16 protein-coding genes and 1 CRISPR repeat array (1 of these 17 only partly in view) are annotated in these 17,817 nt (G+C 66.0%); of the genes, 3 read left to right on the top strand and 13 right to left on the bottom strand.

Annotation, left to right across the window (positions count from 1 at the left end):
• Window positions 1-589: direct repeats of the CRISPR family, unit length 31 nt; unit sequence GTTTCAATCCACGCCCCCGTGAGGGGGCGAC (it extends 755 nt beyond the left edge of the window).
• Between the two features lie 273 nt (window positions 590-862).
• From cas7c to LC062_RS00180, 12 genes are all read right to left on the bottom strand, one after another.
• Window positions 863-1,813: a type I-C CRISPR-associated protein Cas7/Csd2 gene (gene cas7c / locus LC062_RS00235; protein WP_224909037.1), complete on the bottom strand. Its 951-nt coding sequence runs from the start codon at window positions 1,811-1,813 to the stop codon at window positions 863-865.
• Window positions 1,810-3,573, bottom strand: coding sequence for a type I-C CRISPR-associated protein Cas8c/Csd1 (cas8c, locus tag LC062_RS00230; RefSeq protein ID WP_224909036.1), 1,764 nt, complete (start codon window positions 3,571-3,573; stop codon window positions 1,810-1,812). The genes cas7c and cas8c overlap by 4 nt, the downstream gene beginning before the upstream one ends.
• The gene (cas5c, locus tag LC062_RS00225; RefSeq protein WP_224909035.1) at window positions 3,570-4,235 is read right to left on the bottom strand and encodes a type I-C CRISPR-associated protein Cas5c; all 666 of its coding nucleotides are present in this window, start codon (window positions 4,233-4,235) and stop codon (window positions 3,570-3,572) included. Before cas5c ends, cas8c begins: the two co-directional genes overlap by 4 nt.
• A 131-nt stretch (window positions 4,236-4,366) precedes the next feature.
• Window positions 4,367-6,616, bottom strand: a complete 2,250-nt coding sequence (locus LC062_RS00220) for a CRISPR-associated endonuclease Cas3'' (protein ID WP_224909034.1) — start codon at window positions 6,614-6,616, stop codon at window positions 4,367-4,369.
• 145 nt (window positions 6,617-6,761) lie between these two features.
• Window positions 6,762-7,694 (bottom strand): LysR family transcriptional regulator, encoded by a 933-nt coding sequence (locus LC062_RS00215; protein ID WP_224909033.1) that lies wholly within the window; start codon window positions 7,692-7,694, stop codon window positions 6,762-6,764.
• A gap of 91 nt (window positions 7,695-7,785) precedes the next feature.
• Complete coding sequence (locus LC062_RS00210; protein WP_181761566.1) at window positions 7,786-9,219, bottom strand: gamma-aminobutyraldehyde dehydrogenase; 1,434 nt, start codon at window positions 9,217-9,219, stop codon at window positions 7,786-7,788.
• Between the two features lie 67 nt (window positions 9,220-9,286).
• On the bottom strand, window positions 9,287-10,336 hold the full coding sequence (locus tag LC062_RS00205) for an ABC transporter ATP-binding protein (RefSeq protein ID WP_224909032.1): 1,050 nt from the start codon (window positions 10,334-10,336) through the stop codon (window positions 9,287-9,289).
• A 3-nt stretch (window positions 10,337-10,339) separates the two neighbouring features.
• Window positions 10,340-11,143 (bottom strand): ABC transporter permease, encoded by an 804-nt coding sequence (locus LC062_RS00200; RefSeq protein WP_224909031.1) that lies wholly within the window; start codon window positions 11,141-11,143, stop codon window positions 10,340-10,342.
• The gene (locus tag LC062_RS00195; protein ID WP_224909030.1) at window positions 11,136-11,960 is read right to left on the bottom strand and encodes an ABC transporter permease; all 825 of its coding nucleotides are present in this window, start codon (window positions 11,958-11,960) and stop codon (window positions 11,136-11,138) included. Before LC062_RS00195 ends, LC062_RS00200 begins: the two co-directional genes overlap by 8 nt.
• Window positions 11,961-12,045: 85 nt before the next feature.
• Window positions 12,046-13,080 carry an ABC transporter substrate-binding protein gene (locus LC062_RS00190; RefSeq protein WP_224909029.1) on the bottom strand — a complete coding sequence of 345 codons (1,035 nt, stop codon included), beginning with the start codon at window positions 13,078-13,080 and terminating at the stop codon, window positions 12,046-12,048.
• A gap of 70 nt (window positions 13,081-13,150) precedes the next feature.
• The gene (locus tag LC062_RS00185) at window positions 13,151-13,627 is read right to left on the bottom strand and encodes a DUF3830 family protein (RefSeq protein ID WP_224909028.1); all 477 of its coding nucleotides are present in this window, start codon (window positions 13,625-13,627) and stop codon (window positions 13,151-13,153) included.
• A gap of 90 nt (window positions 13,628-13,717) precedes the next feature.
• Window positions 13,718-14,482 (bottom strand): gamma-glutamyl-gamma-aminobutyrate hydrolase family protein, encoded by a 765-nt coding sequence (locus LC062_RS00180; RefSeq protein WP_224909027.1) that lies wholly within the window; start codon window positions 14,480-14,482, stop codon window positions 13,718-13,720.
• 255 nt (window positions 14,483-14,737) lie between these two features.
• Here LC062_RS00180 and LC062_RS00175 point away from each other — a divergent pair, with 255 nt between their 5' ends.
• On the top strand, window positions 14,738-15,637 hold the full coding sequence (locus LC062_RS00175; RefSeq protein WP_224909026.1) for a LysR substrate-binding domain-containing protein: 900 nt from the start codon (window positions 14,738-14,740) through the stop codon (window positions 15,635-15,637).
• Here the strand turns inward: LC062_RS00175 and LC062_RS00170 are convergent.
• Complete coding sequence (locus LC062_RS00170) at window positions 15,634-16,128, bottom strand: MarR family winged helix-turn-helix transcriptional regulator (protein ID WP_224909025.1); 495 nt, start codon at window positions 16,126-16,128, stop codon at window positions 15,634-15,636. The genes LC062_RS00175 and LC062_RS00170 overlap by 4 nt on opposite strands.
• A gap of 78 nt (window positions 16,129-16,206) precedes the next feature.
• Between LC062_RS00170 and LC062_RS00165 the strand changes: the two genes are divergently transcribed.
• Both LC062_RS00165 and LC062_RS00160 read left to right on the top strand, forming a co-directional pair.
• Window positions 16,207-17,091 carry an EamA family transporter gene (locus LC062_RS00165; protein ID WP_224909024.1) on the top strand — a complete coding sequence of 295 codons (885 nt, stop codon included), beginning with the start codon at window positions 16,207-16,209 and terminating at the stop codon, window positions 17,089-17,091.
• Window positions 17,088-17,759 (top strand): NAD(P)-dependent oxidoreductase, encoded by a 672-nt coding sequence (locus tag LC062_RS00160; protein ID WP_224909023.1) that lies wholly within the window; start codon window positions 17,088-17,090, stop codon window positions 17,757-17,759. Before LC062_RS00165 ends, LC062_RS00160 begins: the two co-directional genes overlap by 4 nt.
• The last annotated feature ends 58 nt before the right edge of the window (window positions 17,760-17,817 follow it).

Raw genomic sequence — 17,817 nt, 5'->3', positions numbered from 1 at the left:
GGCGGCGGGTTTTAACCCGCTGACGGCGTTGCGTTTCAATCCACGCCCCCGTGAGGGGGCGACTTGTGCCAAAAAACGGAGCGGCAAAAATGGACGTAGTTTCAATCCACGCCCCCGTGAGGGGGCGACTCGCCTCGCAGGCCCTCAGCTCGGCGCCGCTGCCGTTTCAATCCACGCCCCCGTGAGGGGGCGACATCCGGACGCGCGCACGCCATCAGGGCCGCCAGCGGTTTCAATCCACGCCCCCGTGAGGGGGCGACGCGGGCGTGACGCGCGGCCTTTGCGCCCTCGTGGATGTTTCAATCCACGCCCCCGTGAGGGGGCGACAAGATGGTCCAGCGTTCGAGTGGTCCTCAGGGACGTTTCAATCCACGCCCCCGTGAGGGGGCGACCTTTTCCGTGTCCCCGATCATGTGGGGCGGCACGCCGTTTCAATCCACGCCCCCGTGAGGGGGCGACTTGATGATCTCCAGCGCCGCGCCGCCTTCCGCGTCGTTTCAATCCACGCCCCCGTGAGGGGGCGACGAGGCTGACGCTCCGCGAGATCGACGCGGTGCTGTTTCAATCCACGCCCCCGTGAGGGGGCGACCGTCCCCTTGCTATCATATTGAGGGACCAAACAAAATCCGGCGCGTTGCGCGAACCTGCCTCGCTTGACGCGCGGCGCAGGGTCGGGCGGCCCCGCCCGGAGAAAAAAGATCAGCGATGTCAATGATCTGGCGGAAGCGCGAACCTCCCGGGGTTTTCCGGCACGCTTGCGGTTCGCGCGGGGCGAGCAACGCTGCCCCGATCCCCCAACGGCACGGCGGCGCCCTCCGCTCCTGAAGGGCGCCGCCACGCAACTTTACGCCAAAGACAAGTGCTACAGCACCTCGATCAGCTCCACCCCCTCCGGCAGCGCCTCGCGGTCGAGCAGCACCTCGTAATCGCCAAAGCGCCGCGCCGGTGGCTGGTTGTCGAGACGCGGATCGCCGAGCGGATAGCTGTCGCCATTGGAGCGGCGCCGCACCTCGACCCGGTCGAACAGGGTATGAGCGGGCGCGTTGCCGAGCGGGGACGCGTGCTTGAAGGCGATCACCCGCCGGGCCGCCATCTCACCGCGCGCGGCGGAGCGGTCATGCTCGAACATCATCTTCAGCGCCTCGAACAGATGATCGAGATCCGCCTCGGTGAAGCCGGTCTTTTCCGCCAGCTTGGCATTGACAAACACATGCGCCCGGTAAAGCCCATAGGGCACGATGTGCTTGCGCCCCATGGTGCGGTTTTCCGTGCGCTCCTCGCCATCGCCCTTGTCCCGGTCCTCCTTTTCCTTGGCGGTGGTGGCCGCCATGCGGGTGATGGAGATTTCCAGCGGCAGGATCGCCTCCTGTGAGCGGGCGAAGGCAACCTGCACCGGGCCACGCACCTGCCCGGCGTTGATCCCGGTGCTCATGACCGCGCCAAAGGCGCGCACGTCGAAGAAATTATCGCACATGAAGCCGGTGATCTTGCGCGCCTCGTCCTCCCCTTGCGGGTTCAGCTTGGCGGCCTTGGCCAGCTTGTCATCCTCACCGCGCACCGCCGTGTAGGCCTCCCGGTGCTTCTCGTTGAGGACCGAGCCTTCCTGCACATAGATCCGCCAGCCGGGCTCCTCGCCCCTGGCCAGTTCGGTGTAGTTGCGGATCTTGCGCTTCAGGCAGACATCGGACACGAGGCCCATGTTGGTTTCCGGGTCCATGCGCGGCAGGTTGCCCGCATCCGGGTCGCCATTGGGGTTGCCATTGACCACATCGAACAGAAAAACAATGTCATAGCGATTGGAAAGTACGGTCATTGGGTGTCCTCTCCGGCCTCATGCCCGGTCTCAGATGAAGTGTGTTTGCGGAAAAAATCATTGCGCTGGTGGTAATAGCCGAGCGCGAACAGCCCCTGTTGCCGGTCCGGCAGATGCGCCGGAAACGGATCGCCCCCCGGCTCCATCAGGTCCATGATGCCGCCGAGCTGCTTTTCCAGGGCGATCCTCTGACCCGGCCGCTGCTTGCCGATCTTCGACAGATGCGGCGCCGCGCCGGCATCCAGATGGCGAAACACCTTGCGCGGCTGGGCCGAGGCAGAGCCGTAGAACTTGTCCTTGATGGTCGCGTTGAGATTGCGGCCAAGCGCCGCCGTCTGGATATGCTCATAAACGGCGAACAACCGCCCCAGCAGATAGCCGGTTTCCTGAAATTCGGTATCGAGCGCCACGGGCACCTCTCCTTTGAAGGTCTTGCCAAAATTTCGGATCAGAACGGATTTGAGAATGGCCACCCGCAGCGCGTTGACATCGCCGTCGGCCCGCAGCCGCATGATCAGGCTGGCCAGCAGCGTCAGCGGATAGGGGGTGTCCGACAGGATCGCCCGCATCCACTCGCCGGCAAGGTTGGGCTGGATGTTCTCGCTCTTGCGCAAGGTGGCGGTCTCGATCAGCATCCGCCACATGGACGGCGCCTCGTCCTTCGGCGGCGGCTCGATCCGCATCCGCTGAAGGTGCCGCAGATAGCGCTCGGCGATCACGCCGAAATCGTCTTCCAGATAGAACCGCACCGACAGCCGCGATGCATTGGGCGCCAGCCCGAGCACGTAGAACCGGACCCCTTGCAGGTCCCCCAGCACCTCGCCGAGCGGCCGGCCCTCGCGGATCAGCGCCAGGATGTCGCCCACCTTGCGCGCCTCGGCCTTCTCGTCGACCCCCATAAAGCTGGCGAACACATCCTCCGCCTCGTCGGCCTCCGAGCCCTCGGCCCAGAACACGGTCGAGGCATCGCCGATCTGGATGCGGTGGGTGCTGCCGGTTTCCAGAAAGTGGTTGAGCGCGGCAGTATAGGCAAAGGCCGCCGCTTCCGACACCGGCGCATTGGCGCCCTGCTCATGGCCATAGGACGTGAAGGCATCCAGATTGAAGGAGACGATCGAACCGCCGGACGACTGGCCGCCCCACACCCCCTTGATCGCCGGATGCAGCCGCGCCACCGCGCCCCGCTCGCCGGTGACGAGGCAGGCCGCCTCGCCGCCCTCCGCCGCGCTCGACAGGTCCGTCCAGAGCGCCCGCGCGGCGGGCCGGTCATGCAGATGGACACCGTCCAGGCGCTCGCTTTCCAGCGCGAAGACGACGTTCTGGTCCACCATCTCCTCCGGCCAGCCAAGCTCGGCGAAGCGTTCCGGCCGCCACCAGGCGAGGAACCGGAGCAGCGCCGTCAGCCCCTCGTCCTGCGTCCCGGCCAGCCACTCCTCATGCCTGGCGATGAAGGCCGCATGCTCCTTCGCCGTGCGCTTGCCCTCGCCCGCCGTCACCCCCAGCACATAGGCGGTCTTGTCCCACAGGAAGTTGGGGGCGATGCCGGAGGTCCGCTTGGTCGGCTGCGGCACGGCGATCAGCCGGGGCCGGGTCTTGCGGCCCTCCTGCTCGCGCAAATCCACCGGCGGACCGGCGGGCTGGCCGTCGGGCAAGAGGGAGATCAGATAGGCGATCTTCTGCTGGCTGTAGCCCTGGACCGGCACCTCGCCCGCCTCGGCCAGCCGGTCATAGGCGCGCGCCAGCGCCGCCAGCGGGCTCATCGCCGGATCTCCGGCGCCCCGGGCCGGGGCACCCGCACAACGCCTTGATCAAGCTCCGCCCGGAAGAACAGCGGCGCCCCGCCCCCGCCATGGTCGATGTCCCACAGCATGAAACCGAGATCGCGGCTTTCGTCGATGGCCTCGGGCACCGATGCGCCCGGTTCGACCAGCTCGAACCGTGCCGGAAACTCCCGGGTGCCAAGGCAGGGGTGATGGAAGCACTGCCCCTTGCGGGCGCGGCGGTTGAAGATATCGAGATGCTTGCCCTCGCTGTCCTCCGCGCCCGCCCGCTCGGTCAGGGTGAAATGCGCGCTGATCACATAGTCCACATCGCGCAACACGGTCGCCGCGCGCTGCTGCCGGTTGTCATCGGCCACCAGCACCAGATCGCCGACCCGGCCGGATTTCATCGCAGAGCGGACCTTGGCGGCGGGCGCCTTGGCGCCCACCTCGTTGCGCCGGATCGACTGGAAGCGAATGGGCTCCAGCACCCGGATTTCGTCGATGACCCAGCGGATCGCCGGCTTCCAGTGAATGGCTTCCAGAATACCCCGCGCCGCCGATGGCGTCATGACATCATAGGAAACCCGCTCCACCTTCATCTCCGGGCGGGTAAAACAGGCGAAATCGCCCGAAACACGCAACTGGATGCCGTAGGGCATACCCCCTCCACTTGTTTCCTGCCGGATCTGCAAGACCGGCTCCGATCACAGTCCTTTACGAACGCTCCACGCTCCATCAGCCGCAATGCCGCCCGGGGCCTATTCCCTTCAGCTTGCGGCCCTTTTCAGGGTCACAAGATCCCGTTCTCGACCCCCAGCTCCCCTGCCTGCTCCCAGGCAAGCCCGGTTTCCATGGTGTAGAGGTGGTCGCTCTTCAGCACCGCGAACTGATCGTCGAAGCCCTCGACAAAGCGGACGTGACCATTGTCCAACAGCTCCTGCCGCTGCTGCGGCGGCACCTGCACCACATGAGGTTGCAGCTTGCGGGCAGCGGCAGCCGGAGACAGCCCGTTCGCCAGCGCCGCAAGCACAGACTGGGCCGCCTTGTCGTGCCCAATGATCACCGCCGCCATGCCGCTTTCGATCATGCGGAACTTCTCCGCCGCCGAGCGGTAGGAAAAGTCGAGGCTGCCCCGGCTCACACGGAACGCCTCGGTGAGGATTTCTTCCCTGTCGAGGCCTGGCCCCTTCTGCCAGTAGACCTCCTCGAAATAGTTCTGGATCGCCGCTGGATCGTCGAGCGCCTTGCCGCTGGCGAGCACCCGCCCGGTGGCGGCGGCAAAGCCGGCAATCTCGCGCGGCGGCTTCATCTCAGCCGGGCGGAACACCGTCACCACGCTGTCGTCCACCGGCCGCCGCCCTTCCCGGTTGCAGCGTCCGGCCGCCTGCATGATCTGATCGAGCCCCGCCTCGGCCCGCCACACCCGGGGAAAATCGAGATCGACACCGGCCTCCACCAGCGACGTGGCGATCACCCGGCAGGGCTGGGGCCGCTCGGGATCGAGCCGGCAGCGAATATCCGCCAGGATCCGCCGCCGGTCCGCCGCCGTCTGCCGGGTGGTCAGATGCACCACGCCCTCAAGCCCGGCGGCCACGGCCTCCCGATAAAGCACCAGCGCATGGGCGCGGCTGTTGACGATCACCAGCCCCTGAGAGACCTCGCCGAGCGCGCCGACCAGATCCGCATCCCCCATGGTCTCCGGCGCCAGGTCGAACCGCACCCGCTTCAGCCTGGCATGCAGGTCCGCCGGATCGGGCGCCAGTTCGCGCGCCGGATCGAGCGCCAGCCCGCCGGCAAAGCGCGGCGCGGCCAGCGCCGGCTGGGTCGCGGTGCACAAGACGATGGTCGCGCCGTAGTTGCGCGCCAACTCATCGAGCGCGGCGACACACGGGCGCAGCACATGCAGCGGAATGGTCTGCGCCTCATCGAGAATGATGACGCTCCGCGCCAGATTGTGCAGCTTGCGGCAGCGCGAGGTGCGCGCGGCAAAAAGGCTTTCGAACAGCTGCACATTGGTGGTCAGAACGAGGGGCGCCGCCCAGTTTTCCATTGCCAGCCGCAGCTTGCTCCGCCCCCAGCGCTGCTCATCGCGGGACGGCACCTCCTCCTCGATCGCCGAATGGTGCTCCAGGATCACCTCATCGCCCAGCACCTCGCGGAACACCGCCGCCGTCTGGTCGATCACCGAGGTGAAGGGAATGGCGTAGACGATCCGCTCCAACCCGTGCCGGCGGGCGTGATCGAGCGCGAAGCCGAGCGAAGCCAGCGTCTTGCCGCCGCCGGTCGGCACGTTGAGCGTGAACAGGCCCGGCGAAAGCTCTGCCTGCGCCCGCGCATGGGCGAGGATATCGGCCCTGAGCCGATTGACCGGCGAGGCCGGCGCGCCAGCCTGCTTGGCCGCCATGAACCCGTCGAACCGGGCGATCAGGCCACCGAGTTCATCCTCCAGCCGGGGCCAGGACCGGTCGACCTCAACGCCTTCGACGGAAGCGTAGAACGCTTCGGTATCGAGGAAATCCGCATCGACCAGGCAGGAAAACAGCATCCGCCCGAGGAAGGCGAGTTGAAACCATTGCCGTTCCTTGTCCCGGCTCCAGTCAAAGCCCGCCGGCACCAGCGGCCCGTCGCCGGGGGATATCTCCCGGCGCCAGACCTCGTCCAACGGCTCGGTCCGCTTGTCCAGCCGGCTGCGCAAGCCGCCATTCGCCCCGAGCCAGTCGGCCAACCCGGCGTGATGCCCGGCGATGACGAAGGACAGGAGATCGGCCATCACCCGGTCCATCTTCTGAAACGGCAATCCCCGCACGCACTGTGCCCCGGCGGTGGAGTGATCGACGCTGACGCCCTGCCCTTGCAGGTAGGCCTGGAACGGGGCGGAGTATTTGCCAAGGTCATGCAACAGCCCGGCCAGCTCGGCCGCGCGCCCAGCCCCGAAGGATGCGGCGAAGGCTCGTGCCAGAGCGGCGACGGCGGTCAGATGATCGGAGAGCGGCTGCCAGTTTCGCCGGTCGGGATCCGGCGTGGAATGGGCGAATTGCACGCGCTGAAAAACCTCAAGAAAAGCACAAAAAGACGAAAAAGAGTGCCGGAGTTGCACGGGAGATTGTCGATATTCGCAAGCCTAGCGCGAGTCTTCACAAACGCGCAAGCACCCGCATCCCGCCCGCCGAAAAGCGCGGGGCAGGTCAGTCGATCCAGACCATTTCCGGATTGGCGCTGGCGCAATAATCGGCGGTGCAGCGCTTGGCCTGCCGCACGATCTGGCGGATGAACTCCTGGCGCAGGCTCGCCTGGTAGGACGCAATGATCGGCATCGGCGGAAAGCGCTTGGTCACCCGGATCGGGTGCAACAGGCCCATCTGCAATTCACGTGCGATGGTCACCGTCGGCACCGCGCCGACACCGAAGCCATCGATCAGAAGGTTGATGATGGCGAACAGCGAATTGCAGCTCGTCAGCTTCGATGCCAGTGCCTGCTCATCGTGAAAATAGGGCGCAACCATTTGATATGGCGGCGAATTCTTCGGGAAGGAGATGATCGGCAGATCCGCCAGCGCAGCCACCGAATAGACCCGCTCCGGGTCGATCAGCTTGGGCGAGCCGGCCCAACTCATCTGGAAGACGCAGGCCGTATAGCTGCGAAATCCCTCATCGAGCACCGGGTGCAGGCAGAAAACCAGGTCGAACTCGCCCTTGCGCATGCCCGCCACCAGCGGCTTGGTGCCATCGACGGTCAGTTCGATCTTCAGCCCCGGAAACTCCCGGTGCAGCGCCTCGATCAGCTGCGGCATCCAGGTGGAGGAAACGGAGTCGATCGCCCCGATCCGCAAGGGTTCATGGCTGTTGTGATCGGCGCCGGACAAGGAATCCTTGAGCGAATCCATCCCCTCCAGCACGGTTTCGAAATGCTGGAGCACGCTCTCCCCGTCGGAAGTCAGAGCAAAGCGCCCCTCGCCCCGGATCACCAGCTTGCAGCCCAACTCGCGCTCGATCGAGGCCAGCCGGCTGGAAATCGCCGGCTGGGTCGTGTTGAGCTCCTCCGCCGTCCGCCCGAAATGGCGGTTCCGGGCGAGCGCGACATAGGTTTTCATGTCCAGCAGGCGCATCAGGAGATCCATGGCAGTTGCCCGCATTCCCTAGCAGATCGCACCGGCTGCCCCCAGGCTTTTCGTGATGTACCGGCCCGAAAACCGCGCCGGCGGGCCGCCCTCAGGAGGCGATCATCACATGGCGGGCCTGGGTGTATTCCAGCAGCGATTGCATTGACAGATCAGAGCCGTAGCCGGAGTTCTTCATGCCGCCATGCGGCATCTCGGTGGCAAAGACGCCATGGGTGTTGACCCAGGTGACGCCGTATTCCAGCGCATTGGCCACCCGCATCGCCGCCGAGGCATCGCGCGACCAGACCGAGGAGGCGAGCCCGTATTCGGACGCATTGGCGAAGGCGGTCGCCTCCTCCGGCGTGTCGAACGGGGTCAGGGTCACCACCGGCCCGAAGATCTCCTTCTGCACGATCTCGCTTTGCAGATCGGCCCGCACCAGCGTCGGCTGGTAGAAGAACCCGGCTCCATCAGGCTGGGCACCGCCCGCGACGATCTCCGCCCCATCGGCACGCGCCCGGTCGACGAACCCGGCGACCCGGGCCTGCTGGCTGGCGCTGATCAGCGGACCGAACTCAACGTCATCACGCTCCGGCTCGCCATAGACGAGACTTTCGACCATATCGCCGAGCCGGCGGGTCAGGGTCTCGGCGATGCTGCGTTCGGCAAACACCCGGCACGCGGCCGTGCAGTCCTGCCCGGCGTTGTAGAAGCTGGCCTCGCGCAGGGTTTCCACCACCGCATCGAGATCGGCATCCTTCAGCACGATCACCGGCGCCTTGCCGCCCAGCTCCAGATGGGTGCGCTTGATGTGCTCGCCCGCCGCCGCCTTGAGAATGGCCCGGCCGGTGCGCACATCGCCGGTGAGCGAAATCATCCGCACCAGCGGATGGGAGATCAGCGGCTGGCCCACATCCGGCCCGTTGCCGCAGACCACGTTGACCACACCGCGCGGCAACACCGTGTCGAGGATCTTGGCGAAGGCCAGAAGGCTGAGCGGCGTGTTCTCCGAAGGCTTGATCACCACGGTGTTGCCAGCCGCCAGCGCCGGCGCCAGCTTCCAGGCGGCCATCAGCAGCGGATAGTTCCACGGCGCGATCGAGGCGATCACCCCGAGTGGATCGCGGCGCAGCATCGAGGTCATGCGGTCGGAACGATAGCCGTTGGCCGCGACGCCGGGAATGTTGCGCACGGCGGTCGCGAAATAGCGGAAGACGTCGGCGACATTGGCGAGCTCGCCGGCGACGACGAACCGCAAGGGCTTGCCCGCATTGAGCGATTCCACCCGCGCCAGCGCATCGGCATTGGCCTCGACCGCGTCGGCGATGGCCCACAGCATCCGGCTGCGCTCCTTCGGCGTCGTCCGCCGCCACTCGGCAAAGGCCTCATGGGCGGTGCGCACCGCCAGATCCACCTGCTCGGCGCTGGCCGACGGCACCTCGGCCAGCACGGTGCCGCGTGCCGGATCGTGCGCCGGTTCGGACGGGCCTTCGCCCGCGACAAAGGCTCCGCCGATGAACAGACGGGTTTCAAACTCGCTCATAATCCGTGTCTCCGTACAATGTCAGCAACCTGCCCGCCCGGATCAGCCGGGCGGCGACAGGCGAAAGTCAGGACTGCGGCAGCGCCCGGATCCGGGCCGGATCGACCTTGAGACCAACACGGCTACCGTCTTCGAAGACCGTCTCCGTGCCGGCGAGCACGCGGATCTCGGTCCCGGCGACATGCACCACATACCGGTTGCGCGCGCCCAGATAGATGCGCGTGCCGATCTCGCCGACGATCTGCCCCTCGCCTTCCGGACACAGGATGACGTCCTCCTGACGCAGGGCCAGCGTGGCCGCGCCGCGCCGGCTCTCCTCAGTGGAAAGGGCCAGCGACTGGCCATCTTCCAGCCGCGCGGACAAGGTGCCACCGGTCTCCGAAATCACCGCCGGCAGCAGATTGGCCGCGCCGAGGAAGTTGGAGACATAGCCGCTCGCCGGGTTGGTGTAGATCTCACTGGGCGCGCCCTGTTGCTCCACGTTGCCGCCATTGAGCAGCACGATACGGTCGGACAGGCTCAGCGCCTCTTCCTGATCGTGGGTGACGAAGATCGTGGTCAGGCCGAGCCGTTTGTGGATCTCGATCAGCTCCACCTGCATGTCCTCGCGCAGCCGCGCATCGAGGTTGGACAGCGGCTCATCGAGAAGCAGCACGCTCGGCCGGGAGACGATGGCCCGCGCCAGCGCCACACGCTGCTGCTGACCGCCGGAAAGCTGGGTCGGCTTGCGGTCGGCGAGGTGGCCAAGCTGCACCGTCTCCAGCGCCTCGCGCACCTTCTCGGCCTGTTCCTCGCGGCTGCCGATGCGGCGCATGCGCAAGGGGAAGCGGACGTTCTCGGACACTGACAGATGGGGCAGCAGTGCATAAGACTGGAACATCATCGCGATGTCGCGCTTTTCGGGCGGCAGCGCGGTGACGTCGCGCCCGGCCAGTTCCACCGTGCCGCTGGTCACGCCTTCGAGGCCGGCGACGATGCGCAGCAAGGTGGTCTTGCCGCACCCCGAAGCACCGAGCAGGCTGATGAACTCGCCGGACGGAATGTCGAGGGTAATGCCATGCAGCACCTCGACCTTGCCGAAAGCCTTCTTGATCTGTGTGAGACGGACATCAGCCATGGGTTAGGAACTCGCGAATTTCTGAACGCCGAGCAGGCGATCGATGATCAGGATCAGGGCGATGGTCAGACCAATCATGATGGTCGAGACGGCGGCCACCGACGGGTCGGGACTGAACTCAAGCTGGCCATAGATCTGGACCGGCAAGGTCGTCAGCCCGGGCTTGCGCAGGAAGAGAGCCAGCACCGCCTCATCGAAGGAGATGTTGAAGGCGAAGAACGCCCCGGCCACCAGCCCCGGCCGGCACTGGGGCACCACCACCAGCCACAGCCGCTGCAGCCGGTTGGCGCCCATGGTCTGCGCCGCTTCCTCAAGGAACGGATTGGATTCGGACAGAACCGCCAGCGTGGTGCGCACCACATAGGGAATGGTGATGACCGTATGGCTGAGCCAGAGAGTGACGATGGAGACCGGCCCGAACACCGCGCTCCACAGCATCAGCATGCCGATGGCATAGATGATGGTCGGCAGCACCAGCGGCGACAGAAAGAAGGTCGCCAGCGCTCCGGAGAACGGCAGCTTGCGCCGATGGATCGCGATCGCCGCCGCGCCGCCGACCAGTGTCGCGGTGAGCGTGACCAGGATCGCCACCCGCAAGCTGATCCAGGCGGCGCTGACGTAGCTGTCCGAGGACAGGACCTGCTCGTACCAGCGCAGCGACAGGCTCGACGGCGGAAAGGCGATGAACTGGCTTTCGGAGAGCGAGACGCCCACCACCACCACCAGCGGGGCCAGGAGGAAGATCGCGGTCAGCACCACGAAGATCACCACGGCGATGCGCAGCGGGGTCGAGATGGCCTTAACCATTGGAGCGTCCTCCGGCCAGACGTGCATAGGGCACGAGAATGAGCAGGATGCCGGCGAACAGGATGACGGCCTGCGCCGCGGCGAAGGGCCAGTCCAGCGTCTGGGTCACCGACCGGTAGATCGAGGCGGCCAGAACCTGGATGCGCGAGCCACCGAGCAGGTTGGGCGTCACGAAGGAGCTGGCGGACAGGGTGAAGACCAAGAGCGACCCGGCGACGATCCCTGGCACGGCCAGCGGAAGCACCACGGTGCGCAGGGTCTGCATGAAGGAACAGCCCATGGTCCGCGCGGCCTCCTCAAGGCGCCGGTCGATGCGGGTGACCACACCCAGGATCGACAGGGTCATGAACGGCAGCAGCACCTGCACCATGCCGATGACGATGGCCAGCTCGGTCTGCATGATGGAGAAATTGCGCTCGGCAAGGCCAAGGTCACGCAGCACCTGCGGCACCAGCCCGGAGCGGCTGAGAAGCACCATCCAGCCGAAGGTGCGCACCACCACGCTGGTCATCAGCGGAAGAATGACGAGAACGATCAGCCAGAGCCGCAGACGCGGGCCGACCCGCGCCATGATATAGGCAAGCGGGAAACCAACGGCCGCGCAGATCACGGTGATGATCAGCGACAGGCGCACGGTCCGCCAGAGCACGTTGAGATAGTAGGGATCACCCAGAAAGCGAGTGAAATGGTCCAGCGTCGGCCCATTCTCCCCGGACACCGACAGCACCAGCATCTGGGTGATCGGCACGAAAAAGGCCAGGGCGAGCAACAATAGGCCTGGTAAGACCAGCAGCGTATTTTCCGCGCGATCGCTCATCGGGGTCCCGTACTCCTTGCTCGGTCTCATTTAAAAAAACCACCGCGCGGCCCGAGCGGCCGCGCGGTGGCAGGTTGGGTATCGATCAGCGCGCGATGGTGCGGTTCCAGGCGTCGACCCACTCGGAGCGCTTGGCCTCGATGACGGTCGGGTCGAAGCGGATCAGACCGGACACGGCCTCCTCGCCATAGGCGACGTCGGCGGCGACCTCACCGTCCAGCACCACCTTGGCGTTGGTCGGCGAATAACGCAGCTGCTCGGCGAAGCAGGCCTGGGCCTTGGCCGAGATCGACATGTCGATGAACTTCAGCGCCAGTTCCTGATTGTCGCGGCCCGCGACCAGGTTGGTGGTGATGAAGCTCGCCGGCGTGCCTTCCTTGCCCTGGACGAATGCCGCCGGCAGACCGGCCTTGCGCAGAGTGTAGGCGTAGTCGGAGGCGTACGGCGCGACCCATGCGTCGTTCTGGGCGAACTCCTGCTGGATCTCCGGCGAGGTCGACACCACGATGGCACCGTTGTCCAGAAGCTCGGTGACCGCGTCGAGGCCCGGCTGGATGTTCTCCAGGCTACCGCCCTTCACCTTGTTGAGCATCAGGAAGCCGAGCATGCCGTAGCCGTTGGAGATGTCGGTCAGCACGATGTGATCGGCATAGGCCTTGTCCAGCAGATCGGACCAGGAGGCCGGCTCCTTCGGCACCGTGACGCTGTTGTAGACGAGGCCGATCGCGGCGATCGAGTAGGCCGGACCTTCACCGCCGGCAAGGTTTGCCTTGGCGAAGTCGTAAAGATCGGCCGCATTCGACAGGCTGGCCGGGTCGATGGGCGACAGCAGCCCTTCCCGCGCGCCAACGATTTCCTGGCCGCCGGAGAAGTGGATGACGTCGAACTGAGGCGCTTCGGCCTGGGCCCGCAACTGGGCGAAGGCGTCCGCCGAATAGGCGGTGACAACCTGAACCTTGGCGCCGGTGGCCTCCTCGAACGGGGTGATCACGCAGGCACGATGCGCGGTTTCATACGCGCCGCCGAAGGAATTGATGGTGATGGTCTCACCCGCCGCGAAGGCAGTGGTGGCCATCAGGGTTGCCAGGCCGGAAACGGCAATCGTCGAAATTACCTTCATCACAGTGCTCCTCTCCTTGATTATCGCAGGTCACAAAGGGCGCGGCCGGAGACCGGCCGCACCCTGAAAATCATCCGAGGCGACCAAGCTCAATGGTCTTGACGCCTTCCTTGCGGATCAACCGGCACTGCTCGGCGATGGCGTCGAGGCCTTCGGTCATCCGGGCGAAATAGGTGCAGGGGATCCAGCCGGTCGGACCGAAGGTACGCCCGCCCACGCCGTAGAACATGCCGATCTCCCAGAACTCGTCCGGATCGATCTTGAAGAAGTTCTTCGGCTGGTAGAACCACAGCATGTCGCCGGGCTCGGGCAGCACGGTCTGGTTTTCCGGCGGCAGGGTGGTCGGGTCGAAATTGCGCGCGCTCTCCGGCAGCCCCATCATGATTTCCGGACCGGAGAAAATCGCATGACTGGCGGGAACCTGGATCGGCGTTTCCAGCGCGCCCCACAGGGCCTTGCAGGTCTCAGGAGCGTTTTCCCAATAAAGGGAAATGATGCCCTGGACGCCGGATTCGATAAATTTCAGATAGAGCTTCTTGTCTGTCATGGTACCTTCACCGCTGTAAGATACAGGCATTTCAAGGCATCCGCGGCATTCTGTCCAATTCGAATGCCGAATTCTGCCGATAGATTTTTTTTATAGAGAAGCGTCCGTACGTAGGGTCATCGCCTTGCGTGCCTGCGTACCGACATATCGCCAGAATGCAAGGTCATGATGCCGCCCTTCCGGCTGCCATTCCGGGTGCCACTGCACCGCCAGCACCGGAGCCTCTCCTTGCGTCGAAGACAGCGCCTCGATGACCCCATCCTCGGCGCGGGCCTCGACCTTCAAGCCCTTTCCGACCGCATCAACGCGCTGAAAGTGCACGCTGTTGATGGGGATCGACCCCCTACCGACCAGATCGGCCAGAACACCGCCGGTCTCCGCCGTTGCCCGGTGGCCATAGGTGAACATTTCCTGCAGGTCCGCCTCCGCCGGCGCGTGGTGCGAAACCGCCACGCCATCGAGGGCGCGTTCGTCCGCCAGCGTACCGCCAAAGGCGACATTGAGTTCCTGCAGACCACGGCAGATGCCGAACAGCGGCTTCTTCGCCGCGATGGCGCCGGCGATCAGATGCAGGGCGGTTTCATCCCGGGGTGGATCGAACGGTGGCGCACCAGCCGCACCACCCCCATAGCGGGAGGGTTCGATGTTGGAGTTGGATCCGGTCAGGAGCACCGCATCGACCCGGGCGAGCAGCGCCGCCGCTTCCGCCGGGCTGGCGGTCGGCGGAACGATGATCGGCAGCGCATCGGCATAGCGCGACACCGCATCGAGATAGCGCTGCTTGACGATGCTCGCGGGCTCGCCTTCCACCTCGCGACTGCAGGCGATCACGGCAATTACGGGCTTGTTCGACATCAGCACTTGGGGCCTCCGGTCAGGACGTCGTTGCAATCGGGCAGCACAAGGAGAAGGGGATCGTGAACGCGCCACCGTCGATCCGACAGCGAATCGCGCCGGTTCGCGTTTTCGGGAAGCCACCGCCGCTCCCGGTCAGATCCTGCCCCTTGCGCGGTGACACGATCTAGCAGTTTCTGCCGGTGCGGAAAGCAGAGATTGTTTCCCCCTCCCCGGTGCACTAGGGTTTCCACCCCATTTCGGACCGACGCCACCATGCCCCTGCCCAATCTCCCCCCGCTCCACCTGATCCGCGCGCTACATGCGGTCGGACGAACCGGCAGCATCCGGCGCGGGGCGACCGCACTCGGGCTCTCGCACACCGTGGTCAGCCGGCACCTGCGCAACCTCGAAGCCTGGGTCGGGACCAAGCTGCTGACGCGCGGCCCCCTCGGCGCAAGCCTGACCCCGCAAGGCCGAGCACTGTTCGAGGCCACCGACCATGCCTTCGCGGCGCTGGAAGCATCGCTGGAAAAGCTGATGCCGCAACGGGATGCGGCCAGCCTGCGCATCTGGGCGATGCCCGGCTTTGCCGGTCGCTGGCTCGGTCCGCGCCTTGCGGAGATCGAGCGACTGTTGCCGAATCTGGAGGTGGCAATCCGGGCCACGGAGACCCTGCCCGATTTCAGCGCCCACGAAGCGGATCTGTTCATCGGCTTCGCGCCCGATGCGGTGATCCCGCAAAGCGCGCAAGTGCTGGTAACACCGCGCATGTTTCCCGTTGCCAGCCCGGGATGGATCGCCCGCAATGGCGTGCCCGCCTCCCTGGCGGCGCTGGCCGAACAATCGCTGATTCACGAGCGTGACCATGGCCAATGGCGCCGATGGCTGGCTGCTGCCGGAGTGGAACCGCACGGCCCGCTCTCCGGCCCCAGATTGTGGACGGCAAGCCTCGGTCTCGATGCCGCCGCCGCCGATCAGGGCATCGCCCTGGCCACCCAGCTCAGCGTCGCCCGGGAGATTGCCGATGGCAATCTGGTGGAGGTTCTGAACACCGACATCACCATCGGCAGCTACTACCTGCTGGCCGCGCCGGAACGAAAGAACAAGTCGCCGGTGGTCGCCTTCCGCGCCTGGCTGCAGGACCAGCTCGCCGCCTCCGACGTTACCAATTAGCCTTCAGGCGGTTCGAATCCCGCAAGCCATTTCACCAGCAGCCTGTCGAGCGCCCGCCGCTCCTCGGCCGTGAGCGGCGCCATCATCCGGTGCTGATTGGCCACATGGTCGCTCACCGCGGCATCGATCAGCGCAAACCCGGCCTCGGTCAGGGCGACGACGAAGCCGCGCCCATCCTCAGGATTGCGGTCGCGCCGCACCAGACCGGCCTTTTCCAGCCGGTCGATCCGGTTGGTCATCGTGCCTGAGGTGACCATGGTCCAGTCAACCAGATCGGAGGGGCTGAGCGCGTAAGGAGGCCCCGCCCGGCGCAGCGTCGCCAGCACGTCGAAGCTCGCCGCATTGAGCCCATGGGCCGCGAACACCCGGTCCATGCCCTTGCCCAGCTGCACCTGCAGCCGCTTCACGCGGCCGATGGTGCCCATATCCGCCACATCGAGATCGGGGCGCTCGGCCCGCCACTGATCGAGAATTCTGTCTACCTGATCCATGGCGACACCATCTGAAGATTTTATCTTGACGTCAAGCTTTCTCGGTTTATCTTGACGTCAAGATATATGAGGAACGCCATGTCCCGCACCGCCGATCTCATCACCACCGCCGCTGCCCCGACGATCTGGGGCAGCACCTACATCGTCACCACCACCCTGCTGCCCGACGGTTTTCCGCTGACGGTCAGCCTGTTGCGCGCCCTGCCCGCCGGCCTGCTGTTGCTGCTTCTGGTCCGGCAATTGCCGCCCATCGACTGGCTCGGGCGCCTTCTGATCCTCGGCGCGGCGAATTTCGCCGTGTTCTGGTCTCTGCTCTTTGTCGCCGCCTACCGGCTGCCCGGCGGGGTCGCCGCCACGCTGGGGGCAACCCAGCCACTGCTGGTCCTGCTGCTGGCGCGCGCCGCCCTCGGCCAGTCGATCCGGCCGGCCGGCGTTCTCGCCGCGCTTTCAGGGATTGCAGGCGTTGGCCTGTTGATCCTGACGCCTGCCAGCGAGCTCGACGCGCTCGGCATCGCCGCAGCCCTCGGCGGCGCGCTCTCCATGGCGGCGGGCACCGTGCTGACCCGCAAATGGCAACCGCCGGTCTCGCCGCTCACCTTCACCGCCTGGCAGCTGACGGCGGGCGGGCTGCTGCTCCTGCCGGTCGCTCTGCTGGCCGAACCGGGCTTTCCCCTGCCGACGGCAACCAACATGGCCGGGTTTCTCTGGCTTGGCCTGATCGGCGCGGCGCTGACCTATTTCTTCTGGTTTCGCGGCATTGCCCGGCTTGGCCCGGCCAGCGCCACCGCCTTCGGTTTTCTCAGCCCCTTGAGCGCCATCCTGCTCGGCTGGCTGCTGCTGGACCAGAGCCTTTCCACCACCCAGGCACTCGGCGCGGTGATCGTCCTCGCCAGCGTCTGGTTCGGCCAACAGGCCGGACGCCTGCCTCACTCTCCCGCTCTCGCAGAAGGAAAAACAGCATGAAACTCATCATCTTTGGAGCCACCGGCGACGTTGGACGTCAAACGGTGCGCGAAGCGCTCGACCGGGGCCACACGGTCACCGCCGTTGCCAGATCCGCCAAGACCCTGGAGGCCTTGCCCGGCCCCCTCACCCGCGTGACGGCCGATCTTCTGGCGGACGACGGCGCCGCCGCTACCCTTGTCAGCGGACAAGATGCGGTGATCGGCGCCCTGCGCCCGCCGGCCGGACACGAACCGGATCTGGTCCGGCTGACCGAAGCGCTGCTTGTGGCGGGCGAGAAGACCGGCGTGCCACTCTTCATCACCGGCGGCGCGGCAACGCTGAAGCTTGCCGACGGCAGCGGCCACACGGTGCTGAGCGCACCGGATTTCCTGCCCGAGAGCGTGCGCCCCATCGCCGAGGCCTGCGCCGCCCAAGATGCGCTGCTGGATCGCGTCAAGACGGCCAACTGGACCTGCCTGCGCCCGCCGGCGATGCTGCTGCACGGGCCGCGCACGGGAAACTATGCCCTCGGCAGCGACACGCTGGTCACCGACGCGCAAGGCCAGTCGCAGATTTCCTATGCGGATTTCGCGGTGGCGATGCTCGATCTGGTCGAGGGGCCGGCGCGCCCGCATCGCAAGGCGACCGCCGGCTGGCGGGCCGTGCCCCAGGCGCTTGCGGGATAGCTTCGTCGCAAGACGTAAAGACATAAAAAGGGCCGCCCCGCCTTTTCGACAGGCGGGA

This window comes from Stappia indica (assembly GCF_020177335.1).
GTDB classification, from domain to species: domain Bacteria; phylum Pseudomonadota; class Alphaproteobacteria; order Rhizobiales; family Stappiaceae; genus Stappia; species Stappia indica_B.
The sequence above is the reverse complement of the archived record's forward strand: the minus strand, read 5'-3'. Positions and strand labels throughout refer to the sequence as shown.

Bases quoted from the DNA above. Each gene is read 5' to 3' on its own strand.
- cas7c (WP_224909037.1), bottom strand. From the start codon at position 1,813: ATGACCGTACTTTCCAATCGCTATGACATTGTTTTTCTGTTCGATGTG.
- cas8c (WP_224909036.1), bottom strand. From the start codon at position 3,573: ATGAGCCCGCTGGCGGCGCTGGCGCGCGCCTATGACCGGCTGGCCGAG.
- cas5c (WP_224909035.1), bottom strand. From the start codon at position 4,235: ATGCCCTACGGCATCCAGTTGCGTGTTTCGGGCGATTTCGCCTGTTTT.
- LC062_RS00215 (WP_224909033.1), bottom strand. From the start codon at position 7,694: ATGGATCTCCTGATGCGCCTGCTGGACATGAAAACCTATGTCGCGCTC.
- LC062_RS00210 (WP_181761566.1), bottom strand. From the start codon at position 9,219: ATGAGCGAGTTTGAAACCCGTCTGTTCATCGGCGGAGCCTTTGTCGCG.
- LC062_RS00205 (WP_224909032.1), bottom strand. From the start codon at position 10,336: ATGGCTGATGTCCGTCTCACACAGATCAAGAAGGCTTTCGGCAAGGTC.
- LC062_RS00200 (WP_224909031.1), bottom strand. From the start codon at position 11,143: ATGGTTAAGGCCATCTCGACCCCGCTGCGCATCGCCGTGGTGATCTTC.
- LC062_RS00195 (WP_224909030.1), bottom strand. From the start codon at position 11,960: ATGAGCGATCGCGCGGAAAATACGCTGCTGGTCTTACCAGGCCTATTG.
- LC062_RS00190 (WP_224909029.1), bottom strand. From the start codon at position 13,080: ATGAAGGTAATTTCGACGATTGCCGTTTCCGGCCTGGCAACCCTGATG.
- LC062_RS00185 (WP_224909028.1), bottom strand. From the start codon at position 13,627: ATGACAGACAAGAAGCTCTATCTGAAATTTATCGAATCCGGCGTCCAG.
- LC062_RS00180 (WP_224909027.1), bottom strand. From the start codon at position 14,482: ATGTCGAACAAGCCCGTAATTGCCGTGATCGCCTGCAGTCGCGAGGTG.
- LC062_RS00175 (WP_224909026.1), top strand. From the start codon at position 14,738: ATGCCCCTGCCCAATCTCCCCCCGCTCCACCTGATCCGCGCGCTACAT.
- LC062_RS00170 (WP_224909025.1), bottom strand. From the start codon at position 16,128: ATGGATCAGGTAGACAGAATTCTCGATCAGTGGCGGGCCGAGCGCCCC.
- LC062_RS00165 (WP_224909024.1), top strand. From the start codon at position 16,207: ATGTCCCGCACCGCCGATCTCATCACCACCGCCGCTGCCCCGACGATC.
- LC062_RS00160 (WP_224909023.1), top strand. From the start codon at position 17,088: ATGAAACTCATCATCTTTGGAGCCACCGGCGACGTTGGACGTCAAACG.